We start from the raw sequence: 22,869 nt of genomic DNA, 5'->3' as shown, positions 1-22,869 counted from the left end.
ACTGCTCTTTATATTTTTCAATTTAAGAGGTACAAAATACTTATATAATTAGATTTATATAAACAGCATCATAGTTTAACGTCTATCTTTTACTTCTTCATTATTCTCCCTCAATACTTTCTCCCTTCTTGTTTTCAACTTCTATTTTTCTCCTATAATTATTTAATACAAAAAATGAGCTCTAATTAAATAGAGCTCATTCCTAGTTTTATAGTTTGCTAGACTGCAACCCCTGAATAAAAGGAACTACCTCAGGATTCACAAGTGACGATAAATCGCCTAATTCTTTTCCTAAATAAGCGGCTTTAATGACGCGTCGCATTACTTTAGAATTACGTGTTTTCGGTAAATCTTCTACAACGTGAATATCTTTTGGACATAATGCTTTTCCAATATGAGAGTTTACTAAACTCATTAATTCTTTCCTTAATTCTCCTGTGAATGTTACATGATCTCTTAATACTACAAAACAATGACAAACTTCACCTTTTACATCATCTGGTACACCAATCGCGGCAGCTTCTATGACATCATTATGCTTCACAAGAATAGATTCATATTCAGCAGGTCCAATACGTTTTCCAGCAATGTTTAACGTATCATCTGAGCGCCCTGTAATAATATATTGTTCACCATCATAAATCACCCAGTCACCATGAACCCATTTATTTTCAAAACGTGACCAATATGTGTTCACATAACGCTCATCGTCTTCCCAGAAACTTTTCGTCATACCAACCCAAGGTTTCTCTAAACATAATTCTCCAACTTCATCACGAATCGGATTGCCCTGATCATCGAGCACAACCGCTGCCATTCCTGGTAAAGAAGCGTTAAAGCTAATCGGTGCAATTGGTTTAATAAGGACGTTTCCGAAAATCCCACCAGAAATTTCAGTCCCGCCTGAATAGTTACAAATTGGTACATTACTTTTTCCAACCGTTTCAAATAGCCACATCCAAGGATCTGGATTCCAAGGCTCACCTGTTGAGGCGAATACTTCTAAACTCTTAAGTGAATGTTTATTTACATACTCATCACCTTTTGCCATTAACGCACGAATTAATGTTGGTGATATACCGAGATGTGTAATTTTATATTTATCAACTGTCTCCCATAAACGATCTGCCTCTGGGAAGTCCGGAACACCTTCATACATAACCATCGTTGCTCCATTAATGAGAGAGCCAAATAGTAAAAATGGTCCCATCATCCATCCCATATCAGTTACCCATAATACGCGGTCGCCTTGTTTTATATTCATCCCAAACCCTGCATCAAATGCTGCTTTCAAAGGGAAACCAGCATGAGTGTGTACTGTCCCTTTCGGTTTTCCAGTAGTACCTGATGTATAAATAAGCATTAATGGATCATCACTATGCATTTCTTCAGCATGTACAAATGGCTTTTCTTTTTCTAACGTACTCCATGAGAAATCATAATTATGTGGTGTAAAATCATTTCCTGCATGGCGAACAATAACAACTTTTTCAACAGTTGGGCAATTTTCACAAGCTTTATCTACTTCATCTTTTAATGAAACAACTTTACCTCGGCGTGAAAAACCATCTGCAGTAATAATCATTTTAGATCCTGCCGCTTGCACACGTGTCATGACTGCATCAGACGCAAATCCTGAGAATATTGGTGAAATAATTGCTCCGATCTTCATAACCGCTAGCATCGCAACAACTGTTTCTGGAATCATCGGCATATAAATTGTGACACGGTCACCTTTTTCAATACCTGCATGTTTCAAACCGTTTGCAACACGACTTACCCAGCTATCAAGCTCTTCATATGTAAATGATTTTGAAGTTCCATTTTCCCCTTCATACTGAAGTGCTGGTTGTGTTCTTGTTTCATCGTCTGCAAGCCAGCGTGATAAAACCGATTCTACAACATTACATGTTCCGCCATTATACCACTGTGCAAACGGCGTACCATTTTCTAAATCTAGCACTTCTGTATAAGGTTTCATCCATTGATAGCCAACTGCTTTCTCAGCTTCTCCCCAAAACCAAGCTGTTTCTTCGATTGACTTTTTATAAAACGTTTCATAATCTTCATAGCCTAATGATTTCATCCAACCATATAAACGCGTTTTTTCTTTATACTCTTCTGTTGGAAACCAAACTGCTTGTTTCAATGTTTTCCCCTCCTTGACTTTTTGAGCAAGAAAGCCCTAAATAGGGCTTTTAAACTGGATAAACCGGATGTTTACGATCCGTAAATACTTGATATTTACTCATATACATTTCGAATCGTCCTTTTAACTCTTCTCTTAAATTGTTTGGATGAACAATACCATCAATGACCATCTCTGATGCTAAATGGTAAATATCAATATCCTTCTTATACTCTTCGCGTTTTTCAGCAATGAAGCTATCACGCTCTTCTTCTGGTAAAGCTGCAATCTTATTTGCATATACAGCATTGACCGCGGCTTCTGGACCCATTACCGCAATAGAAGCTGTCGGTAATGCTAGGCAGCAATCTGGCTCAAAGGCTGGACCTGCCATCGCATATAAACCAGCACCATATGCTTTACGAACAACGATAGAAATTTTCGGTACAGTTGCTTCACTCATTGCGGAAATCATTTTTGCACCGTGACGAATAATACCAGCACGTTCTACTTTTGTACCAATCATAAATCCAGGTACATCTGCAAGGAATAATAATGGAATATGATATGCATCGCATAAATTAATAAACTTCGCTGCTTTATCAGCTGAATCGTGAAATAATACGCCGCCTTTCATTCGCGGTTGATTTGCAATAATACCTACTGGCTTACCATCGATACGTGCTAAACCTGTAATGAGTTCTTGAGCAAATAATTTTTTCACTTCATAGAAAGAACCTTCATCAATAACTCTATTAATAAGATCTTTCATATTGAAAGGAGCATTTTGATTTTCTGGAATGATTTCTTCTAACGTTTTATCGAATTGTTTCGGTTCTTGAGGTGTAACCAATGGAGTCTTTTCTAAGTAGTTGTTTGGAAAATATGAAATGTATTGTCTTGCTTGTGTAATTGCATCTTCTTCTGTTTTACATAAAACATCTCCGCATCCTGATACAGAGCAATGCATACGAGCTCCGCCCATTTCTTCTAAAGTTACCTTCTCACCGATAACCATCTCAGCCATACGAGGAGATCCTAAATACATAGAAGCATTTCCTTCTACCATCATAACAACGTCACAAAAGGCTGGAATATATGCGCCACCAGCTGCAGAAGGTCCAAATAATAAGCATACTTGCGGAACTTTACCTGATAATTTCACTTGATTATAGAAGATTCTTCCTGCGCCGCGGCGCCCTGGGAACATTTCAACTTGATCCGTAATACGCGCTCCAGCAGAGTCAACTAAATAAAATAACGGAACACGTAATTTCTCTGCCGTTTCTTGAATACGCAAAATCTTTTCAACTGTACGTGCGCCCCATGATCCTGCTTTTACAGTTGAATCATTTGCCATCACGCATGCTGTGCGACCATGTATTTTACCCGTTGCCGTTATAACACCATCAGCAGGTAATCCTGTTTGTTCACAATTTGCAAATAATGCATCTTCTACATATTCACCATTATCAAATAAAAGAGCTAAGCGATCTCGAACGAATAGTTTACCTTTCGCTTTGTTTTGTTCATGATATTTTGGTGCGCCGCCTTGTTTAATCGTTTCAACTCGTTCTTCAAATGTATTCGATTGTTCTTTTTGATCTATCATATTTACTCCCCCTTATACATTGGTGTGCGTTTTTCCTTGAATGCTTGTAATCCTTCTATTCTATCTTTCGTATGGATTACACCTTCATACGCTTGTTTTTCCATTTGTAATCCGGTATGTAAATCAACTTGAATACCGTTTGAAATTGCTTCTTTCGCTAATCGAACAGCAATCGGACCATTACTAGCAATTTTCTCTGCTATTTCAATCGCTTTCTCTTCAAGTAAATGAGCTGGTACAACAAATTCTACTAGACCATATTCTTTCGCTTCTTGTGCTGAAATACGTCTACCTGTATAAATTAATTCTTTTGCTCTACCAACACCAATTAATCTTGGCAAACGCTGCGTACCACCTGCTCCTGGTATAATTGCAAGTGTAGTTTCAGTAAGACCAAGACTTGCAGATTCAGCCGCAATTCTAAAATCACAAGCTAAACTTAATTCCGTACCACCACCAAGTGCGATTCCATTTATAGCAGCAATAACTGGCTGTGGTAATTGTTCAACCATTTCCATAGTAGTACGAATCATACTAACAGCATGGCGAACTTGTTCATCATTCATGCCAGCACGTTCTTTTAAATCAGCACCAGCACAAAACGCTTTTTCACCAGCACCTGTTAGAATAACTACACGAGTATTTGCCTCTTCATTTATTTGAGTTAATATGTTTTGTAACTCTTCTAATAACGCTAAAGATAATGAGTTTGCTTGTCTTTCACGATTTAATGAAATCTTTACAACGTGCGGTGTTACATAATCAACTGAAATATTTTGTAATTGTAGCATCTTCTCACCTACTTATCGTTTTATGTTGAAGCGCTCTATACACATGACTCGGTAATTGGATATTTAACTTACTTTGAATAAATTGACTCGCTCTCAATAACTTCTCTTCATCAATATTCGTTTGGACCCCTAACTTATGGAGCATATGAACTAAGTCATCAGTTGCAACATTGCCCGATGCTCCGGGTGCATATGGACAGCCGCCAAGACCACCACAAGAACTATCAAATGTTGTAATACCGTATTCTAAAGACTTTACTACATTCGCAAGAGCCATTCCGTACGTATTATGGAAGTGCATTGCAAACTGCGAAGCATCATATTTCTTTAATAAATGCTCTAATACTCGCTCTACTTGTAACGGATTCGCTACTCCGATTGTGTCACCAAGAGACACTTCATAAATGCCGTATGAAAATAGTTGATCACATAATTCGTCAACTGCTATGACGCTTATATCCCCTTCATAAGGACATCCAAATACAGTAGAAACATAGCCTCTTACCTTTTTACCTTCAAATAACGCCTGTTTTGTTATATCTTCAATTACAACTAATGCTTCTTTAATGGATTTATTAATATTACTTTTATTATGAGATTCACTTGCTGATAAAAAAACATTCACCTCATCTACATTTTGCAAAAAAGCTCGTTCCAAACCATTTTGATTTGGAACAAGCGCTGCATATGTAACATTTGGGTCCCTTTTCAGCTCTGAAAACACATCATTTGCATCTGCTAATGCAGGGACCCATTTAGGGTGAACGAATGAGGAAACTTCAACGTACGATAATCCAGCCTCTGTAAGTAGTTGAATCCATTTTACTTTATCTTTTGTGCCAACAATCTTTTTTTCATTTTGTAAGCCATCACGTGGCCCGACTTCTTTAATGACAGCAAAATTAGGTAGTTTCAATTCGCTTCCCCCTATATCTCCCTATTCAATTTCTAGTAATACATCTCCTTCATTTACAAAATCGCCTTCTTGCACATTAATTTTCATAACTGTGCCAGCTTCTTCTGAAACGATTGGAATTTCCATTTTCATAGATTCCAAAATGACGACATCTTGCTCTTCCTCTACTGTATCTCCTACTCCTACAACAATCTTCCATACATTTCCTGCCATCGATGCATATACTTTCGTCATCATTTTTTCCCCCTTAGTATTGTTAAATCTTATTTTTTAACAAGTTGTTTCGTTACAAAACCCGTTGTATAAATACCACTTTTGAACACATCATCTTCCAATACTTGAAGTAGCATTGGCGTGTTTGTTTTAATACCTTCTACTTTTAATTCTTCTAAAGCATCATGTAATTTTGAAATTGCTTCTTCACGTGTTTCACCATGAGCAATGACTTTCGCAATCATTGGATCATAGAAAGGTGTAATCGTTACTTGATTCTCCAAAAAGTGATCAATACGTACGTTTGTTGGAAGCGTTAAATCTGTAATTTTCCCAGGTGATGGGAAGAAAGTTTTCGGATCTTCTGCATAAATACGTGCCTCAATGGCATGACCACTACGTTTTATATCATCTTGTGTAAACGATAATTTTTCACCACATGCAATTAGAAGTTGTTGTTCTACAAGATCTAAACCAGTAATTTCTTCTGTAACTGGATGCTCTACTTGTAATCTCGTATTCATCTCTAAGAAATAGAAGTTCTTCTGATCATCTACTAGAAACTCAACTGTACCAGCATTTGTATATCCTAAAGCTTTAGCAGCTTGTACAGCAACTTCACCCATCGCTTTTCGTGTACCTTCATCTAAAAATGGTGAAGGTGCTTCTTCAATTACTTTCTGATTTCGGCGCTGTACTGAACATTCACGCTCCCATAAATACACTGTGTTACCATGTGTATCTGCTAAAAGCTGAATTTCAATATGATGTGCATCTGCAATATAGCGCTCTAAATACATTTCTCCGTTACCGAAGAAGTTTTGTGCTCTTGTTTTGTTGCTTTCAAATGCTTTGGTGAGCGTTTGCTCAGTTTCCATCAACTGCATTCCAATGCCTCCGCCGCCTGCGGATGCCTTCAACATTAATGGGTAACCAATTTGTTTAGCAATTTCAATTGCTTCTTCAGCAGTTTCAATATTTGTAGTAATACCCGGAACTACTGGCACATCTGCAGCTTGCATCGCAATACGTGATTCGATTTTACTTCCCATCTTCGTAATGATTTCTTCTGATGGACCGATAAATACGATTCCTTCTTCTTTACAACGAACCGGAAAAGATGGATTCTCAGATAATAATCCATACCCTGGGTGGATTGCTTCAGCATTTGTCTTCTTAGCTATTTCAATAATTTTTTCAAGGTTTAAATAGCTTTCTTGGACACGTGGCCCACCTACTAAGTAAGCTTCATTTGCCATTTTTACATGCAAGGCATTTTCATCTGCCTCAGAATAAATAGCAACAGTGCGAATGCCAAGTTTTTGACAAGTTTTTATAATACGAACTGCAATTTCCCCGCGATTAGCAATTAATATTTTTTGAAACATAGTGATTCCTCCTTTTTATCTACATCCTAAATGTCTAGCAATTACGAGACGTTGAATTTCAGAAGTTCCTTCACCAATTTCTAATAGTTTTGCATCACGAATATGTCGTTCTACTTCATATTCACGCATATAGCCGTATCCACCGTGAATTTGTACTGCTTGATTTGCAATACGGCTTGCTGCTTCAGATGCGAAAAGTTTTGCCATAGCCGCTTCTTTACCGAAAGGTTTATCGTTATCTTTTAACCAAGCTGCTTTATGTACTAAATTACGCGCTAGCTCTACTTCAGTTGCCATATCAGCTAATTTAAATTGAATCGCTTGGAAATTAGAAATTGATTTTCCAAATTGTTGACGTTCTTTCGCATATTGCAGTGCACGTTCAAATGCAGATTGTGCAATACCAACAGCTAATGCTGCGATTGAAATACGTCCTCCATCAAGTGTATATAAGAATTGTTTAAACCCTTTATTTACATCACCAAGTATATTTTCTTTCGGCACACGTACACCATCAAGTACGATTTCACAAGTATTAGAAGCACGTACGCCCATCTTATCGTAAGGGCTTGAAATCGTTAACCCTTCACTAGTAGTCGGTACGATAAATGCAGAAATACGTTTTCTACCATTCTCTTCAACACCGTTGACAGCGGTTACAATAATTGTATTTGCATACTCTGCATTTGTAATCCAACACTTCTCACCACTAATAACATACTCGTCTCCGTCTAATATAGCTTTCGTTTGTGTGCCACCTGCATCAGATCCAGCATTCGGCTCAGTTAATCCGAAAGCACCTAAAGTTTTGCCTGATGCCATTGGAACTAAATATTTCTGTTTTTGTTCTTCTGTACCGAAATAATAAATTGGAGAAGCACCTAATGAAATTGTTGCAGCGTAACTTAATCCTGTCCCACCACAAGCACGACCAATTTCTTCAACTGCTAACGCGTACGATACTGTATCGCCACCTGAACCTCCATACTCTTCTGGGAATGGGATGCCTAATAATCCTAGTTCGCCCATTTTTTGAAATGTTTCATATGGAAACTCTGCAGTTTTGTCATAATACACAGCTTTCGGTGCGATTTCCTTTTCAGCAAAGTCACGTACCATTTCTTTAATCATTTGTTTTTCGCGAGTTAGAGTAAATTCCATTCCGCTACACACCCCTTATCGAATATTGAGTTTCGACAGCGTGCGAGTTTCTACTACAAACATTACGAATGAAAAGACAAGAACATTAGTTAGATAATTGTTATAATTCTGTCATAATTTAATTTTAAAACAGATTCTGTACTAATGCACAAAAAAATTCCTACATTGTTCTACAACAACATAGGAGTTTCCTTGTCGAATTATGTAATTTTATGTTTAATAATCTCTACCTTTACCTGAATCTGAAATCTCTACTAAAGCTTCAGGATATGGTTCGAAATATGTTTGTCTTAATAAATACTTTTCATCAAATCGAAGAGCCCATGATTTTAAAATTGCAAGTAAGCTACTAAGCGGAATTTTCTTTTCTATATACTTTTGTATTAAATTTAAAAAATGATCTTTTTCTTGTTTTTTCAGCTTTGTTTTAAAGTATCCAAAAATATGCTCACATACATTTACATTTGATGTATAGCGGGGTGTGCGCATAAATAATTCATATAAAGTCTTCTCATAGTTTTCAAATACAACTTCGATCGTTTCATTTTTTTGATTTGCAATAATACGCCCTAATTCCTTTTGTTTCACCTGATTATATGCCATAAATAAATATTTATTATCCGACTGAAACGATACGAGGTCTTTCATATTTTTATTACGTTTAATCATCTTGTAATATGCGATTGTAAATAACCTTGTAAAGAAATGCTCTCTAATAATAAAATTCGACAATCTGCCTTCTTCTTCAATTGGAAGATGCGAAAATTTTTTTACTACTGCTCCGCCAAATAAGCCAGATCCTTTTCCCTTTGCTGGCGCTTTTTCAAAACTAGAATAAATTTTCACATCACGCGTACCACAACTTGGCGAACGATTCTTTAAAATAAAACCATCCACATCCAATAACGTTTGTAAAAAGTCATTTGAAAACTGCTCCATTTTTTCAGTTACATCTTCTCGTGTCGACGGTTGCACAAGTCTATTCAAACCGTTTTCTTCTACAATTCGTATCGTTTCACGAGGAGTCCCCAATCCAATCTCCACTTCTGGACAAACAGGTATAAATGTAACAAATGGCTGCAAATTTCGTATTGTTACATCCGGAATCATCTCTCCATTATAACGACAAGCATCAAACTCTAAACATTTACTTACAACGATTGTAGGTTTTGCAAATTGTCGCATTTCATTACCTCCTTAGTGCTAGTCCGTATAATATAAATTGTACTAATATTAACATTTTAAGCAAAGTTTGATTCATTTAATTTTATGATAAATATATAGCCAATAATATATTAGCAATCATTCAACTCTATTTTCTATAAATGCGCCCTCTATAATGACGGTTTAAATACTGTGAAACGAATAATATACACATACTCTGGAGAAATTAACACGTAAGAAAGGAGGGATCGTTATGAAGAAGAAATTATCATCTATTGTAAGTGTTTTAGCACTTTCTATTATGTTTTTAGGTACATCTGCCCATGCTGAATACGATGGAACTAATATGAATAGAGTTAATAACACTGACATTTCAACTCGAGTGAATGACAATAACTTAGACAGAGTTAATAATGATGTAAGAACTCGAAATGTAAATACAACAAATGATTTAAATGATAATCGTGATAGAAATAATAATTGGGCTTGGCTCGGTTTATTAGGACTAGCAGGATTATTAGGTCTTAGAAGAAGAGACAAAGAAGTACGTTAATTTAGAATGTTTTTAGTAAACAAGTACTTATTTATCAAAAATATAACAAATATAAATCGCCTTTTTAAAGGCGATTTATTATTTTACTTAAATGTAACATATGTAATTCATACTTCGACGATTAATTTCGTGGCGTTAATCCGTACAATATAAACTGAATCGTATTTTCAATTTCAGTTTCATCATCCCATTTTTCTTCAGGCAATAATAAAAACCGTGTTAATAATAAACCTAATACAGCTGATAAAGTAAGTCGTAAAACAGAAGATGGGGGCATCTCAATAATCTCCCCTTCTACTTGAAACTTTGCAATTAACTTTTTAAAATGGGAAAGCAACTCTGTTTCTACTAGTTGTTGTATCTCATTTTTCAGTTCTGGCTGAAATGGCACTTCTTGAATTAATATTTTTATCATTGGAAAATGCTTTTTTGCAAATTCAAATCTATTATGAATAATAACTCTTAGAAGCCCTTCATACGATTCATACTCCGATTTAAATATTTCCTTTGCGAAGGCTTGTACGAAAAATGGTGCAGCAAACTTTGTTAATGTCGGCATGACGACTGCTAATAATAAATCTTTTTTCGTTTTATAGTAGCGGAAGATTGTTCCTTCCGCTACACCAGCCCGTTTTGCAATTTCACTTGTTGAAGTTGCAGCATAACCTTTTTCTCCAAACATATCAACAGCCGCCTCTAATATACGCATTTGACGTTCATTTCGTTTATCTGTGTTAGTTGCAGCTATTAATTCCTCCAACCAATCTTTCTGCATTTATAAAGCCCCTTTTTGTCATTTTTATATTTTGCGATGTTTCTTTAAAGCAAATACATTTCCTACTGCAAATAATATTGAAAAAAGTAATAATACGGTAAGATCTAATGCAATCTCTGTAAATCCTTGATTTCGAATCATCACCTGTCTCATTGCGTCAGCGCCATATGTGAGTGGAAATAATTTCCCTAACATTTGAAGCCACTTATTCATCGATTCAATTGGAAACAAACCAGAAAAGAAAATTTGTGGCACAATGACAAGCGGTATAAACTGGATCATTTGAAATTCATTATTTGCGTATGCCGATAAAAACGTCCCTAAAGTTAATGCCGTTAAAGAAAGCATACATGTAATAAGTAGCGTTAGCCATATGGAGCCAGCTACATACAAGTCTAAAATGTAAACTGAAAAACTTACGATAATAATGGATTGTATAAATGCAAAGATCCCAAAACCAATAATATATCCTACAACTATTTCCCATCTTTTAATTGGAGTTGATAATAACCTTTCTAAAGTACCACTTAAACGTTCTCTTACGAAAGACACCCCTGATAAAATGAATACAAAGAAAAAGGTAAAGAAACCGATTAATACAGGACCAAGTCCATCAAACATTGTAAAGTTTTTAGAGCCATGTAAATAATTCACTTCAGGTTTCATAATCGATATATCGTTCTTCTCTGTACTTTTTTGTAATATTTGAAGTACAGCACGATTTTTTGACGAATCGCTACCTTCTAATACAATATTCATTTTTCCATTTTCTAAACGAATGACTGCATCTACCTTTTGATTTTCCAGCTCAGACATTGCCTTTTCTATATTATATTCATAAATTGACGCTTCCTGATTTTTCATCACTTTTACTAACTGAGCGGGCATATCAACAACAGCAATATGCGGTACATAGTCTTTTTGTGTAAACACTAGTGACAATAACCAAAGTAATAACATAGGTGCCCCAAACATCATCGCTAACGAACGTTTATCTCGAAAAAATTGGCGAATAATACGAATGATTACACCGGTAACTCTCATGATAGAGTCACCTCTTCCAGCAAAAAGACATCTTCAATTCGTCCTGATGATACCCATTTTTTCAATTCTTCAGGTGTTCCATTCGCAACTAGCTTTCCTTCTCTAATTAACCCTAGGCGTTCACAAAATTCAGCTTCGTCCATAATGTGTGTTGTTACAATAATGGTAGTGCCTTTCTTTTTCAAATCATAAAATTTTTCCCAAATCGTTTTTCTAAGAAGCGGATCTATCCCCACTGTTGGCTCATCTAAAATTAATATTTCTGGTTCATGAAGGAGTGCTATTGCTAATGATAAACGCTTCTTCATCCCGCCTGAAAAATGCTGCACTTGCTTTTTCATATGTTGTGATAATTGTACGAGATCAAAAACCTCTTCAATTCTTTCTTTTTTATGCTTTCCCTTTAATCCATACATCGTTGCCATAAAATCTGCATTTTCATATGCTGATAATTCTTCGTATAATGCATCAGCCTGAGCCATATAACCAATTCTTTTCATTTCATTTAAATTAGGCATATTAGTATGATTAACAATCACTTCACCTTCCGTTGCCTCATTAATACCCGCAATCAATTTAATAAGAGTCGTTTTCCCTGAACCTGAAGGCCCAACTAAACCAAATATCTCTGCTTTTTCAACTTGTAATGAAAGATTGTGTAAAACTTCTTTTTTCCCAAAACTTTTTGATACAGTCCGTAAAATAATGGCAGGTTGCTTCACATATTCTTCCCCCTTCTCTAAAATGAGTGAGTACTCACTTTTATTTTACTCTTGCGTAATTATATGTCAAACTTCATTGATTAGTATGTATTTTCACTCGACGATATTAAACAATGAAACAGAGTCGACATTAGAATTTCATTTCCTAAAGTCGACTCTGTTTCATTTAAACTATAAATTTTACTTTACGTTTTTAAATTCATATACTTTCTAATTCTAGCAACATCTAAAGAATATTCGATAACTAATTGCTGTAACGGTAATATAACTGTGTCGGGATATAAATGTGCATATTGTAATGTTTCTGCATATTTTTCTAATCTTTTTTCTAAATACTTTATAATTTGATCAGGATGAGTTACTAATAAACATTTACAATAATAATGTATTTGTTCCTCAATCGCCGTATACTCTTCAATTTCGTATTCTTTATGCATGTGTACACCCCTTTAAGTTTTTTACATGAATTACTTATCACAATTTTCACTCGACAAATTTTAAGTTTTTTGATTATTTACACTATAACAAACAATCAGGGTCAAATTTTGTTACTTTATGTAACGTAGAAAATTTTTAACAAAATTGTAATGTTAACTCCTGCAAAATACATAAAACACCTTTACTCATTATTGTATAAAAAAATCGTACAACTTAATTTAGCTGCACGACTACAATCTCTGGCCTATTCAAAATTCTTTGCGGAATGATACTATTTCCTAATCCTCTACTCACTACCATTGATGTATTTTGTTCTACATATAAACCTGCTGTATATTTAGGTAAAACACCTTGATTTGGAGCAACTAATCCACCGATAAATGGCAATCTAACTTGCCCTCCATGAGCATGTCCCGATAAAACCAAATCCAACCTCTCATTCGTATATTCCTTTATAAATTCAGGCCTGTGGGATAATAATACATTATATCTATCTGGCTGCATTTCAATTTTTGCTTTTTTAATTTCATCTATTATAATATTTCCTTCATCACGGTTTCCAGTACCAAACTCTGGATCATCAATACCTAGCAAGTTTATTTCTTGCTCACCCTTTCGAATGCTTACATGTTCATTCCTTAAAACATTGACATCATATTTCTTCAACTCTTTTTCTAAACGGTTATACTTTCCAGACCATTGTTCATGGTTTCCTGTCACAAAATATACAGGATACTTCTTTACAATTTCTCGTATTAATTGCATACTAACTTCTGCATCGTATGATTTACTGTCAATTAAATCACCCGTAATCGCAATAATATCTGGGTCTATGCTTTCAATTTTTTGAATTAACACATCTTGTTTATCGCCAAATTGTTTATTGTGTAAGTCTGAAATTTGTAGAATTTTATACCCTTTAAAAGAGGAGGGTATTTTACTAGAGGTTATTTTAACCTCAGTTATACCTATTAAATTGTTCTGTAAATATAAAAAAGTAATAAAAGCTACTAATATGCCAATAAACAATATGATTCTATTAATATTTCTCTTCATATTCTCTCCTTTTATTTTCATAAAACACTTATTTTATGTTAACAGAATTATATGATACATTTTTGATTTTTATTGAATATAGTACAGTACATGAAATTTCACATCGGATACGTCATATATATTTATTTTACCTTTATCCTCTTAATAATAAAAACACAAAAACGATTCTTTTCATACGAAAAAGAATCGTTTTCTAATTTTATACATCCAATAACATATGGTAAAGAACTGAAATAACTAAGAGAGTATTATTTAATAGCATCGATTACAACTTCAGCCGCCTCTTTAATTAGTTGATTATCATAGGTAGCCTCTTTCTCATCTTTACTAGATAAAATTGCGATGATAATAGGTGCTCTATTTGGTGGCCAAACGATCGCAATATCATTTCGTGTCCCGTAACTTCCAGCACCTGATTTATCTGCAACTACCCAGTCAGTTGGCACGCCTGCACGAATAAGTTTGTCTCCTGTCGCATTTCCTTTCATCCACTCTGTAAGTATCTTACGTTTTTCAGCAGGAAGTGCATTTCCGACCGTAAAAGCTTTAAGATTCGTAGCAATTGCTTTCGCTGTACTAGTATCACGAATATCTCCTGGAATAGCCTCGTTTAATTCTGTTTCAAAACGATCAGACATAGTAACCCGGTCCCCCATCTGTCTAAGCGCTTTTTCATATCCTTTCGGTCCACCTATTTTGTTAAATAAAATATTCCCTGCAGTATTATCACTGTAACGAACAGCAGCCTCCGCAATTTCTCCTAGTGTCATTCCAGTATCTACATATTTCTCTGTAACAGGTGAATAATTCACTAAGTCTTCTTTCGTATAAGTAATAACTTCATTTAATTTCTCAGTAGAGTTTTGCTGTAGTAATACTCCTGCTGCTAAAGCCTTATAAGTTGATGCAAAGGCAAACCTTTCGTTAGGTCGATAAGAGATTGTTTGATTTGAACCAGTATCAATCGCATATACACCTAATCGAGCATCAAATTTTTGCTCAAGTTTAGAGAATTCTTTATGTGTCGCCTGATTTTTATGTTTCACTTGTCCAGTCTTTTCTTTCGCTTCAACTTGCAATGTTCCTCCTTTAAAAGTTTCTAGACCTGTAAGACTTATACCTAATATACCAACGCATATTCCTATTTTTAGCATCCTCTTATTTTTCAAAATCATCATTCCTTTCAAGTTCTTAACACTTTTTTTACTTACATATAATAGACAATCACCGAAATAAATTTGTTCCATTATCTTAAAAAACTTTATAACTAATATCGGTGTTATTAACAAAATAAAGAGTAGCAACTATGATCGACGCTACCCCTTATTTCACACCTCATCTTTTTACTTATAAATGCTTTATATAAAATAGGGTCTCTTCCCCTGAGAAAAGTAATCAAATTTCACTAATTTTGATTAGGACTATCTGTACTAGCACCCTCACCATGTATACGTTGCTGTTTTAAATCAAAATATGCATCTAAAACTTCCTTTCCGATTATAGAATTAATTCCACTTTTGTCATTATGAAGCCATGGGACTACTACAGAAAACGCTACTTCTGGATTATCATATGGAGCATATCCGACTAACGTTAAGTTATAACATTCCATACGTTCTCCTTTTGCATTTCTACCAATTGGATCATCTCCGCCATATACAGTTTGGGCTGTCCCTGTCTTTCCAGCGGGTTTATATGGCGCATTTTTGAAATACTTTACGCCAGTTCCATCCCCTTCTTGGAATACCCATCTAAACCCTTCTTTTATCCGGTCAATATGTTCTTTCTTCATATCAACTCGATTTAATACGACAGGTTCTATAGAGCGTATAACTTTACCAACCTCGTCTTTTATTGATTGTTCTCGTATTTCTTGTACAATTTGAGGTTGCATTCTATAACCACCATTCGCAATCGTTGAAATATATTGAGCTAATTGCAATGGCGTATACGTATCATACTGACCGATGGAAAAGTCTAGTAAAAACCCAGGTTGACTATCTACTTTTCTAGTTTGTCCAATTATTTCATTTGGTAAATCGATACCTGTTGGGACGCCTAAACCAAATTGCTTGAAATAATAGCGCATCGTATCAAATGCTCCTTGTTTAATATCCAATGAGCCATTTGGTACGTAATTAACTCCCGCAATTTTTAAAGCTGTCTGGAACATGTATACATTCGAAGATACTTGTAAAGCTCGTAAATCATTAATATTACCAAATCCAGATACATTCCACGATTTCTTAGCTTGTGTACCTTTAAATTTCATCGGTGCATCATAAAATTGATCTCCTGGATGTATTGCTCCTGTCTCATATCCAGTTAATAAAGTAGCACCTTTTACAGCAGAACCTAGCTCATACGAAGTTGTCATATTGCCTAATGCCAAATCCTCAATCTCTGTTTTCCCTTCTTTTTCTACAATCTTTTTGCCTGCCATAGATAAAATCTGTCCGTTATTTGGATTCGTCATGACGACAAAAGCTCGATCGAGTAGCGGCTCAGAACTCTTAAAAGCTCTCAAGTTTTTCTCTATACTTTCTTCCACTTTCTTTTGTAATTCCATATCAATCGTTAATGTTAAACTTTTTCCACTTTTTCCTTTAGCGATTACTTCTGTATTTATAATGTTTCCTGATTTATCAGTTATGTTTTTCACTTCTTCTTTTGTACCATGTAATACATCTTCATATCGTTGTTCAATATAACTTTTTCCGACACGATCATTACGGTTATATCCACGTACCAAATAAGAATCTAAGTTTTCTTTCGGCAGACCTTCTTCACTACTCGTAATATTACCTAATACGGAACGAAACAAATTACCATTTACATAATTACGTTCCCAATCAACCGTTGCATCTACTCCTGGAAAATCCGCAAGATTTTCACTTATCCGCGCATACTCCTCATCTGTTACATCTTTTTTAATAATTTGTGGTGTTAGTTGATAACCTGAACTCATTTTACTTTTAATAGCTAACACCTTTAAATCTTGTTCTGTTAACTCACCCAATTCTACTTCTGTAACGCGACTTCGTCTTAAATCTTCTATTTTTTTATCTAACTCTTTTCCCTCTATTCCCTTTTCTTTAAACTTTTCTATATCTTTTTTAGTAATCTTTGTATCCGCACGTTTCGTATTCAACTGCATCCAAAAATCTTTTTTATCGATATCAGTTAATTTATTAATATCTTGTTCAGATATTTCAAGTACTTTCGCCAAGTCTTTTGCTGTTTTTAAAATATCTTCACTCGTAATCCCCTTCACCTTTGTATACGTAATTGTACGAAGAGACTTATTATTAACGACCGTTTTCCCTTCTCGATCTAAAATCTGTCCACGCGGAACTGGAATGCTAGTTGTTGCATTTTGACTGTTTTCCACTTGATTCTTATAAGCCTCTCCCTCAACGATTTGTACTTTTCCTAGCTGCATAATAATAGCTGAGAATAGTAAAAATATGCAAAGGAACATTATATTTAATCGAATAGATATATATGTCTTCTGCTTCTTTCCTTTTTGTTCTTTCATAAATCCTCCATATAATTCTTCTGGAACTTATCACTAATACTTAAACGTTCCCTATATATTTGAAACCATTATTCGGTTATAAATAGTGTCTTATCTTTTTTTCTAAATCTTTGTAAGTATTAATTCCTTTTTGTATAGCCGCGTAATTAATACATCTCCCTTCCTTTTTTCTCACTTGTTTTTTGTCGCTTGCAATGTGACTCATAATATATTTACACATAGGCTGACTAGTAACTTTTCATACTGATTATTCCTTTCTTCATGCTGTAGTACTTAATAGACAATCTAAATAATAAAGTTGTTCCACATTTACAAAAAAAATAATTAACTATAAGATGAAGTAGGCTACAAAAGGGAGGATTTTATGTTACATACAAAAATAAAAAAATGGGGATTTTTTGCGGTTCTTTCTATTGTAGGTTTGATTTTACTAATTCTATTTAAAATCAACTTCATTTCAATTACTATCGCAACTTCTTCAGCCGAAAGAGGAAAAATCTTTGATCAAAATGGTGTAATACTGGCTACAAATAAGAAAGTTAAGTCTCTATATTGTACTTCTAATGATGAAAAGCTATCGAAACAAGATACATCAAACACATTAGCTTTTTTCGATAACTTTTCAAGTAAGTTTCAACATGATATTTCTTCAGAGAGCATAAAATCTCAATTACAACAATCTTGTAAAAAACAGACTATGCATGATATACCGTTATACTCTGATATAGCTGAGAATGAACTTGCATTCATAAACAAAAACAAACCGAATAATGTAATAATTAAAGATGAATGGATTCGATATTATCCTAAACATGAAATTGGTTCACAGGTAATTGGGTATGTAGAAAATAACCTTAATTCAAAGCATATGCCGGTTGGAAAAAGTGGGATTGAGCTGCAATATGAAGGTGATTTAAAAGGAAAACCGGGTAAAACTCTTATTTTTAAAATGAATAACAAAGAGTTCTTATGGAACATTCAAAAAGTACAAAAAGGTAAGGATATCAGGCTAGCTTTAGATTCTAAATTGCAACAAAAATCAGAGGAAGCATTACAATCACAAATTAAGAAATTACCTGATGCTAAAGCTGGTTATGCTGTAGTGAGCGATACAAAAACTGGCGCGATTTTAACTATGGCCAACTCAGCAGTTTTTGATCCAAATATATTACATACACATGTAACAACTAAAATAAATAACATAAAATCACTTTCGCAAAATAAAGCAATTCAAAAATTAAAATATGGTGAATCTTATGTAAATATGGCTTCTACTATAAAGCCACTTACTATTTTAATTGGATTAAACGAAAAGCTTTTTCAACCTGAAGATACGTATTTAGATAACGGTACTTTTGAGTATGATAATCAAAATAACATTACAAATGCACCCGGAACGCCAACAGGTGAGATTACACCGAGGCAGGCTATCATTAATTCATCTAACACATTTATGACAGCAAAAGTAGCTCTTCCATTATTTAACCAACATAATGGCAATATAGAAAAAGTGGCACATATATGGACAGATTATTTAATGCAATTCGGCCTACGTTCTAAAACCGGGATTGATTTACCCTTTGAAGAAGACGGTCAGTATGAATTCCATCCTTCTAATAAGTTTGAAAATGGAATCTCCGCTTTATTAAATGCCTCGTGGGGCGGAAATGAAGTGCATACTCCTCTTCAACTCGCTCAATATGCAGCAACTTTAGCAAGTAAAGGTGATAAATATAAACCACAAATGGCAAGTGCTATTATTGGTCAAGATGGTAAAGAAACAAAAAAGTTTAAACCAATTTTAGAAAGTTCAAATCGTTACCCGACGAAATTTTGGAGTGTCGTACAAGGTGGAATGAGTCAAAATATAGAGGAGATTAAAAAGTTGCCCTTCGACGTCGCTGGTAAAACAGGTATTACAGGTTTTCCGAATGAGCAAGCAAGAATGATCAATCATTCTCTATTCATTGCATATGCTCCTACCGAAGATCCACAGATTGCCGTTTCTGTCGTTATTCCTGGTAGTAATTCAGAAAAAAACATTGCTGCTCTCGTTACATCAGAAATTTTAGAGTCCTGGAATACTCTTCAAAAAGAGAATAAAAACAAAAAGGAAGGTTCATTAAAGTGAACCTTCCTTTTTTACCAAATAGAATCTATATTTATTATTTTCCATTCACCTTCATTATTCTTTTCAAACATAAATGAGTATTTAATGTCAGTTAAAACGTACTCTTTTTGTACATATCCAGTATTACCGTTAATTGTCGATATTTTTATATATTCATCATTCTGCACTTTTTCTGGAATCCAAGCTTTTACCATTTCATTAGATACTTCATATAAAACTTGAGATTCTCGCTTTGGTTCAGCTAAAATTTTCGTTTTATTTCCAGTAACAGTTGCATATATAAAGTGTGCTTGCTTTGGTTGGTTACTTTCTGTCAATCCACTTGGTACTCTGTATACTTGTTTTGTATCATTTGCAAATTCTCCTCCCATTGTAAGAGCGACTTGCAACTCATGAAAAATATCTTCATCAAACTTCAATTCATCCTTCTTATAACTCTTCCCTTTAAAAAGAACTTCATCATTTAACGCTTTGTACAGCTCATTTTCATTTTTTGAGTTCGTACTTTGATATAGTTCATTCATAAATTGTTTTAGTGATGGATCTTGAGCAGACTCATCTTTTGTTTTAGGCTTAATTTGTGTACTACTTTGTACTGGTGATTTATTATCATCAAGCCAAGGTTGTTGAACAATAAAAAATAAAAATGTACAAGCTAAAACCACTACAATTGGCAATGCTTTTTTACGAAACAGTCTTGTATGTTTTGGAGAACCTCCCTCATTACTTTCATATATAGATTGCTTTATTTTATAAACGTATTCTTCTTCATCTTTACGGTGTTCCATTGGTCCGTTCTTTAATTTACTATACCAGTCAGGATTTTTTTTACTTTTCATCACTACTACCCTCCCCTATTAATTTTGAAACCTTACTTCTTGCTCTACTTAATCTAGATTTTACAGTTCCAATGGATACTCCTAACGTTTCAGCCATTTCTTCATAAGATAATTCATATTTTGCATCCAATATGATTATTTCACGGTGCTTTTTAGGTAGCTTTAATACAACTTTCCACACATCATTCATTTCTTCTTGCTTAAAAAATTCTTGTTCTGCCGACTGGGATTGCTTATCGTCACTAAAAAAACCTATTAAAGATATTCTTTTAAAATAAGATGATTTCAAATAGTTTATTGCCGTATTTCTTGTGATTTTTAATATCCACGTTTTAATAGATGACTCCTTTCGAAATGAATTCCAATTTTTAAATACCTTTATAAATACATCTTGCGTAATATCATCTGATAAGTGTGGATCTTTCGTAATAATAAATGAATAATTCCATACATCTTGCCAATAGTCTTTTATAACATCGTCCAGCTCATCATGATTACACTTTTCAATAAACGTCTGTTCCATTTCCACACCTCAAACTTATTTGAATAAACATAAAACTACCCTCACTTTTATTATGGTTTCAATATATAGACAAGATACAAGTTTCATTTGTTCCATTTAGTTCGAGTTCTCCAATTGTATCTTTTTTAGATTTTTGATACAAAAAAGAACCCTTATACTAAGGGTTCTGCAACAGAAAATATGAAAAGCCCCCTGCGCAAGGGATTAGTTCATTCAAAAGCTTATTTAGAAGCATCATGTACAGGCAAACTACTAAAGATCAGTTCAGCAACTTTTACATATCCTTTTGAGTTTGGATGAATGAAATCCTTAGACCAAAGCGTATTGTCATTAACTAACTGATGATTCCAAAAGTCAATATGATGAAGCTGATGCTCTCTACTCAATGAAAGTATAACTTCATTTGCCTCTAATAATTGTTCTTTTAACACTTGTTTTTTTTCTGTAGAAAATGGAAGTCTGACTGTAAAATCTGGAAGGTTTGCTATCATAATATCAGCACCTGTTTTACTTAATGTATCTATCATACATTTCATATCTTCCTTATATGCATAATGATTCCAACGTCCTTTTAATACGTTGTTTGCACCTGCAATGAGGCTAACCAAATCTGGATTAAAAGTTAACGCCTTTTCCAATTGTTGCGAGCGAATTTCTCGCGTTACTAACCCACGCTTTGCAAAATTGGCATATTCTATATCGTTTACACACAGTTGAACAAAATGATCTACCCAGCTTTTTAATGCTATACCCTCAACTTCATCCCCTATCCCCTCTGTAAAACTATCACCAATCGCTACAAATCGCTTCCACATATGTATTCCCCCTTTATTATGAACCATATCTCTACTATACAATAGCTCGGAACTTGAGACTCCCACGACTAAAGTCGCAAGCCCTAATCCTTACGGATTGACGGGTGGGATTCTTGAATGACTAAACGTTCGCAGTCCATTTCTGTTTTGAACAGACTTCAAGATGAGGGCATCTCATTGCCCCTCCTAAGACAGTGCGTATAGCATCTTAGGCTGATTGACTGTTACCATCAATCACAGTTGCATAGCGAATATTCATCGCCCCAACAATATCACGATGTTTCTCAAATCCACATCGGCACTTGTATTTTCTGTCTGATGCTTTGTTCTTTTCAGAACATTTCGGACATGTTTGACTTGTATAAGCAGGGTTCACATATTCTACCTTAATACCAACTAAATTCGCTTTGTATTCAATGAATTGTGCTAAACGATAGAATGACCAAGTGTGTAGATTTTTCTCGTTTTTACGGCTTGTTCTTGCCGTCTGTCTAATATTCGTTAGTTGTTCTAAACGAATAACAGAAATGTTATTATCGGTTGCAAAGTCAATGATTTCACGACTTACTTTGTGGTCTTGGTCTTGCATCCATCTTTGTTCTTTATCATCAAGTTGTCGAATGGCATTTAATTTCTTATTTTCACCTAACTTCTTACGAACACTACGAAACTTACGTTTCATATATTTGTTTTGTCTACCATTGCCGAAGAAACGAACTTTATCATTGTCTGTGATGGCTACCGCAGGGACTTTAAGACCTAAATCTACCCCTAAAATCTTCGTTCCTGTTTTTTCATTTGTAGGAATCGTGACAGATATTTGAGCAATCCACTTATTAGATTTCTTCGTGATACGAAGCGTACCTAACTTGTGTGTTAACAAATTAAAATTGCGATTATATTTATCAGTTAATAAAGCATGAATCTTTAAGCGAGTTGATTTTCCATTTACCATGAGTGGAACTGAAATGTGCGTGAAGTCAAACGAATAGTTTTGATTGTTCCATACACAAACAGGTCTCTTTAGAATCGGAATAACTTTGTATTTACTTTTTTTCACCT

Annotated in this window: 21 protein-coding genes; 2 read left to right on the top strand and 19 right to left on the bottom strand. The window is 34.5% G+C overall.

Annotated features, from left to right (window positions below; all coding sequences use genetic code 11):
• Nucleotides 1-208: 208 nt before the first annotated feature.
• The 8 genes from RCJ96_RS14175 to RCJ96_RS14140 form a co-directional block, all read right to left on the bottom strand.
• A complete protein-coding gene (locus RCJ96_RS14175) occupies nucleotides 209-2,149 on the bottom strand; it encodes an AMP-binding protein (RefSeq protein WP_416503830.1) in 1,941 nt (646 codons plus the stop codon).
• A 49-nt stretch (nucleotides 2,150-2,198) separates the two neighbouring features.
• Nucleotides 2,199-3,740: an acyl-CoA carboxylase subunit beta gene (locus RCJ96_RS14170; RefSeq protein ID WP_000566937.1), complete on the bottom strand. Its 1,542-nt coding sequence runs from the start codon at nucleotides 3,738-3,740 to the stop codon at nucleotides 2,199-2,201.
• Between the two features lie 2 nt (nucleotides 3,741-3,742).
• Nucleotides 3,743-4,531 carry an enoyl-CoA hydratase gene (locus RCJ96_RS14165; RefSeq protein ID WP_242303890.1) on the bottom strand — a complete coding sequence of 263 codons (789 nt, stop codon included), beginning with the start codon at nucleotides 4,529-4,531 and terminating at the stop codon, nucleotides 3,743-3,745.
• Nucleotides 4,532-4,535: 4 nt separating this feature from the next.
• Complete coding sequence (gene mvaB, locus RCJ96_RS14160; protein WP_000775434.1) at nucleotides 4,536-5,447, bottom strand: hydroxymethylglutaryl-CoA lyase; 912 nt, start codon at nucleotides 5,445-5,447, stop codon at nucleotides 4,536-4,538.
• 21 nt (nucleotides 5,448-5,468) lie between these two features.
• A complete protein-coding gene (locus RCJ96_RS14155) occupies nucleotides 5,469-5,684 on the bottom strand; it encodes an acetyl-CoA carboxylase biotin carboxyl carrier protein subunit (RefSeq protein ID WP_001985297.1) in 216 nt (71 codons plus the stop codon).
• A gap of 26 nt (nucleotides 5,685-5,710) precedes the next feature.
• Nucleotides 5,711-7,048 carry an acetyl-CoA carboxylase biotin carboxylase subunit gene (locus tag RCJ96_RS14150; protein WP_270795022.1) on the bottom strand — a complete coding sequence of 446 codons (1,338 nt, stop codon included), beginning with the start codon at nucleotides 7,046-7,048 and terminating at the stop codon, nucleotides 5,711-5,713.
• A gap of 15 nt (nucleotides 7,049-7,063) precedes the next feature.
• Nucleotides 7,064-8,209 carry an acyl-CoA dehydrogenase gene (locus RCJ96_RS14145; RefSeq protein WP_000397274.1) on the bottom strand — a complete coding sequence of 382 codons (1,146 nt, stop codon included), beginning with the start codon at nucleotides 8,207-8,209 and terminating at the stop codon, nucleotides 7,064-7,066.
• A gap of 216 nt (nucleotides 8,210-8,425) precedes the next feature.
• Entirely contained in the window at nucleotides 8,426-9,394 is a 969-nt protein-coding gene (locus RCJ96_RS14140; RefSeq protein ID WP_416503829.1) for a YbgA family protein, read from the bottom strand.
• A gap of 232 nt (nucleotides 9,395-9,626) precedes the next feature.
• On the opposite strand from RCJ96_RS14140, the gene RCJ96_RS14135 reads away from it, so the two are divergent.
• Nucleotides 9,627-9,926 carry a WGxxGxxG family protein gene (locus tag RCJ96_RS14135; RefSeq protein ID WP_000728162.1) on the top strand — a complete coding sequence of 100 codons (300 nt, stop codon included), beginning with the start codon at nucleotides 9,627-9,629 and terminating at the stop codon, nucleotides 9,924-9,926.
• 121 nt (nucleotides 9,927-10,047) lie between these two features.
• Here the strand turns inward: RCJ96_RS14135 and RCJ96_RS14130 are convergent, their stop codons facing one another.
• The 7 genes from RCJ96_RS14130 to RCJ96_RS14100 form a co-directional block, all read right to left on the bottom strand.
• Nucleotides 10,048-10,701 carry a TetR/AcrR family transcriptional regulator gene (locus RCJ96_RS14130; protein ID WP_074610371.1) on the bottom strand — a complete coding sequence of 218 codons (654 nt, stop codon included), beginning with the start codon at nucleotides 10,699-10,701 and terminating at the stop codon, nucleotides 10,048-10,050.
• A gap of 24 nt (nucleotides 10,702-10,725) precedes the next feature.
• Nucleotides 10,726-11,745 (bottom strand): ABC transporter permease, encoded by a 1,020-nt coding sequence (locus RCJ96_RS14125; RefSeq protein ID WP_001266741.1) that lies wholly within the window; start codon nucleotides 11,743-11,745, stop codon nucleotides 10,726-10,728.
• Nucleotides 11,742-12,467, bottom strand: coding sequence for an ABC transporter ATP-binding protein (locus RCJ96_RS14120; RefSeq protein ID WP_074610374.1), 726 nt, complete (start codon nucleotides 12,465-12,467; stop codon nucleotides 11,742-11,744). Before RCJ96_RS14120 ends, RCJ96_RS14125 begins: the two co-directional genes overlap by 4 nt.
• A gap of 185 nt (nucleotides 12,468-12,652) precedes the next feature.
• Nucleotides 12,653-12,904: a hypothetical protein gene (locus tag RCJ96_RS14115; protein ID WP_000548624.1), complete on the bottom strand. Its 252-nt coding sequence runs from the start codon at nucleotides 12,902-12,904 to the stop codon at nucleotides 12,653-12,655.
• 214 nt (nucleotides 12,905-13,118) lie between these two features.
• Nucleotides 13,119-13,961: a metallophosphoesterase gene (locus tag RCJ96_RS14110; protein ID WP_074610376.1), complete on the bottom strand. Its 843-nt coding sequence runs from the start codon at nucleotides 13,959-13,961 to the stop codon at nucleotides 13,119-13,121.
• Nucleotides 13,962-14,209: 248 nt separating this feature from the next.
• On the bottom strand, nucleotides 14,210-15,136 hold the full coding sequence (gene bla / locus RCJ96_RS14105) for a class A beta-lactamase Bla1 (RefSeq protein WP_416503846.1): 927 nt from the start codon (nucleotides 15,134-15,136) through the stop codon (nucleotides 14,210-14,212).
• 230 nt (nucleotides 15,137-15,366) lie between these two features.
• Complete coding sequence (locus RCJ96_RS14100; protein ID WP_416503828.1) at nucleotides 15,367-17,499, bottom strand: peptidoglycan D,D-transpeptidase FtsI family protein; 2,133 nt, start codon at nucleotides 17,497-17,499, stop codon at nucleotides 15,367-15,369.
• 364 nt (nucleotides 17,500-17,863) lie between these two features.
• Here RCJ96_RS14100 and RCJ96_RS14095 point away from each other — a divergent pair, with 364 nt between their 5' ends.
• Nucleotides 17,864-19,630, top strand: coding sequence for a peptidoglycan D,D-transpeptidase FtsI family protein (locus tag RCJ96_RS14095; RefSeq protein ID WP_416503827.1), 1,767 nt, complete (start codon nucleotides 17,864-17,866; stop codon nucleotides 19,628-19,630).
• 11 nt (nucleotides 19,631-19,641) lie between these two features.
• Here the strand turns inward: RCJ96_RS14095 and RCJ96_RS14090 are convergent, their stop codons facing one another.
• The 4 genes from RCJ96_RS14090 to RCJ96_RS14075 all read right to left on the bottom strand — a co-directional run.
• A complete protein-coding gene (locus RCJ96_RS14090) occupies nucleotides 19,642-20,469 on the bottom strand; it encodes an anti-sigma factor (RefSeq protein ID WP_074610992.1) in 828 nt (275 codons plus the stop codon).
• Complete coding sequence (locus RCJ96_RS14085) at nucleotides 20,459-20,992, bottom strand: RNA polymerase sigma factor (RefSeq protein ID WP_000438317.1); 534 nt, start codon at nucleotides 20,990-20,992, stop codon at nucleotides 20,459-20,461. The genes RCJ96_RS14090 and RCJ96_RS14085 overlap by 11 nt, the downstream gene beginning before the upstream one ends.
• Before the next feature lie 221 nt (nucleotides 20,993-21,213).
• Nucleotides 21,214-21,807: an SGNH/GDSL hydrolase family protein gene (locus RCJ96_RS14080; protein ID WP_416503826.1), complete on the bottom strand. Its 594-nt coding sequence runs from the start codon at nucleotides 21,805-21,807 to the stop codon at nucleotides 21,214-21,216.
• 208 nt (nucleotides 21,808-22,015) lie between these two features.
• A partial coding sequence (locus RCJ96_RS14075) for an RNA-guided endonuclease TnpB family protein (RefSeq protein WP_446699806.1) occupies nucleotides 22,016-22,869 on the bottom strand: 854 nt, incomplete at its 5' end.

This window comes from Bacillus sp. BSL6 (genome assembly GCF_052928345.1).
This window is presented reverse-complemented; position numbering and strand designations above follow the sequence as displayed.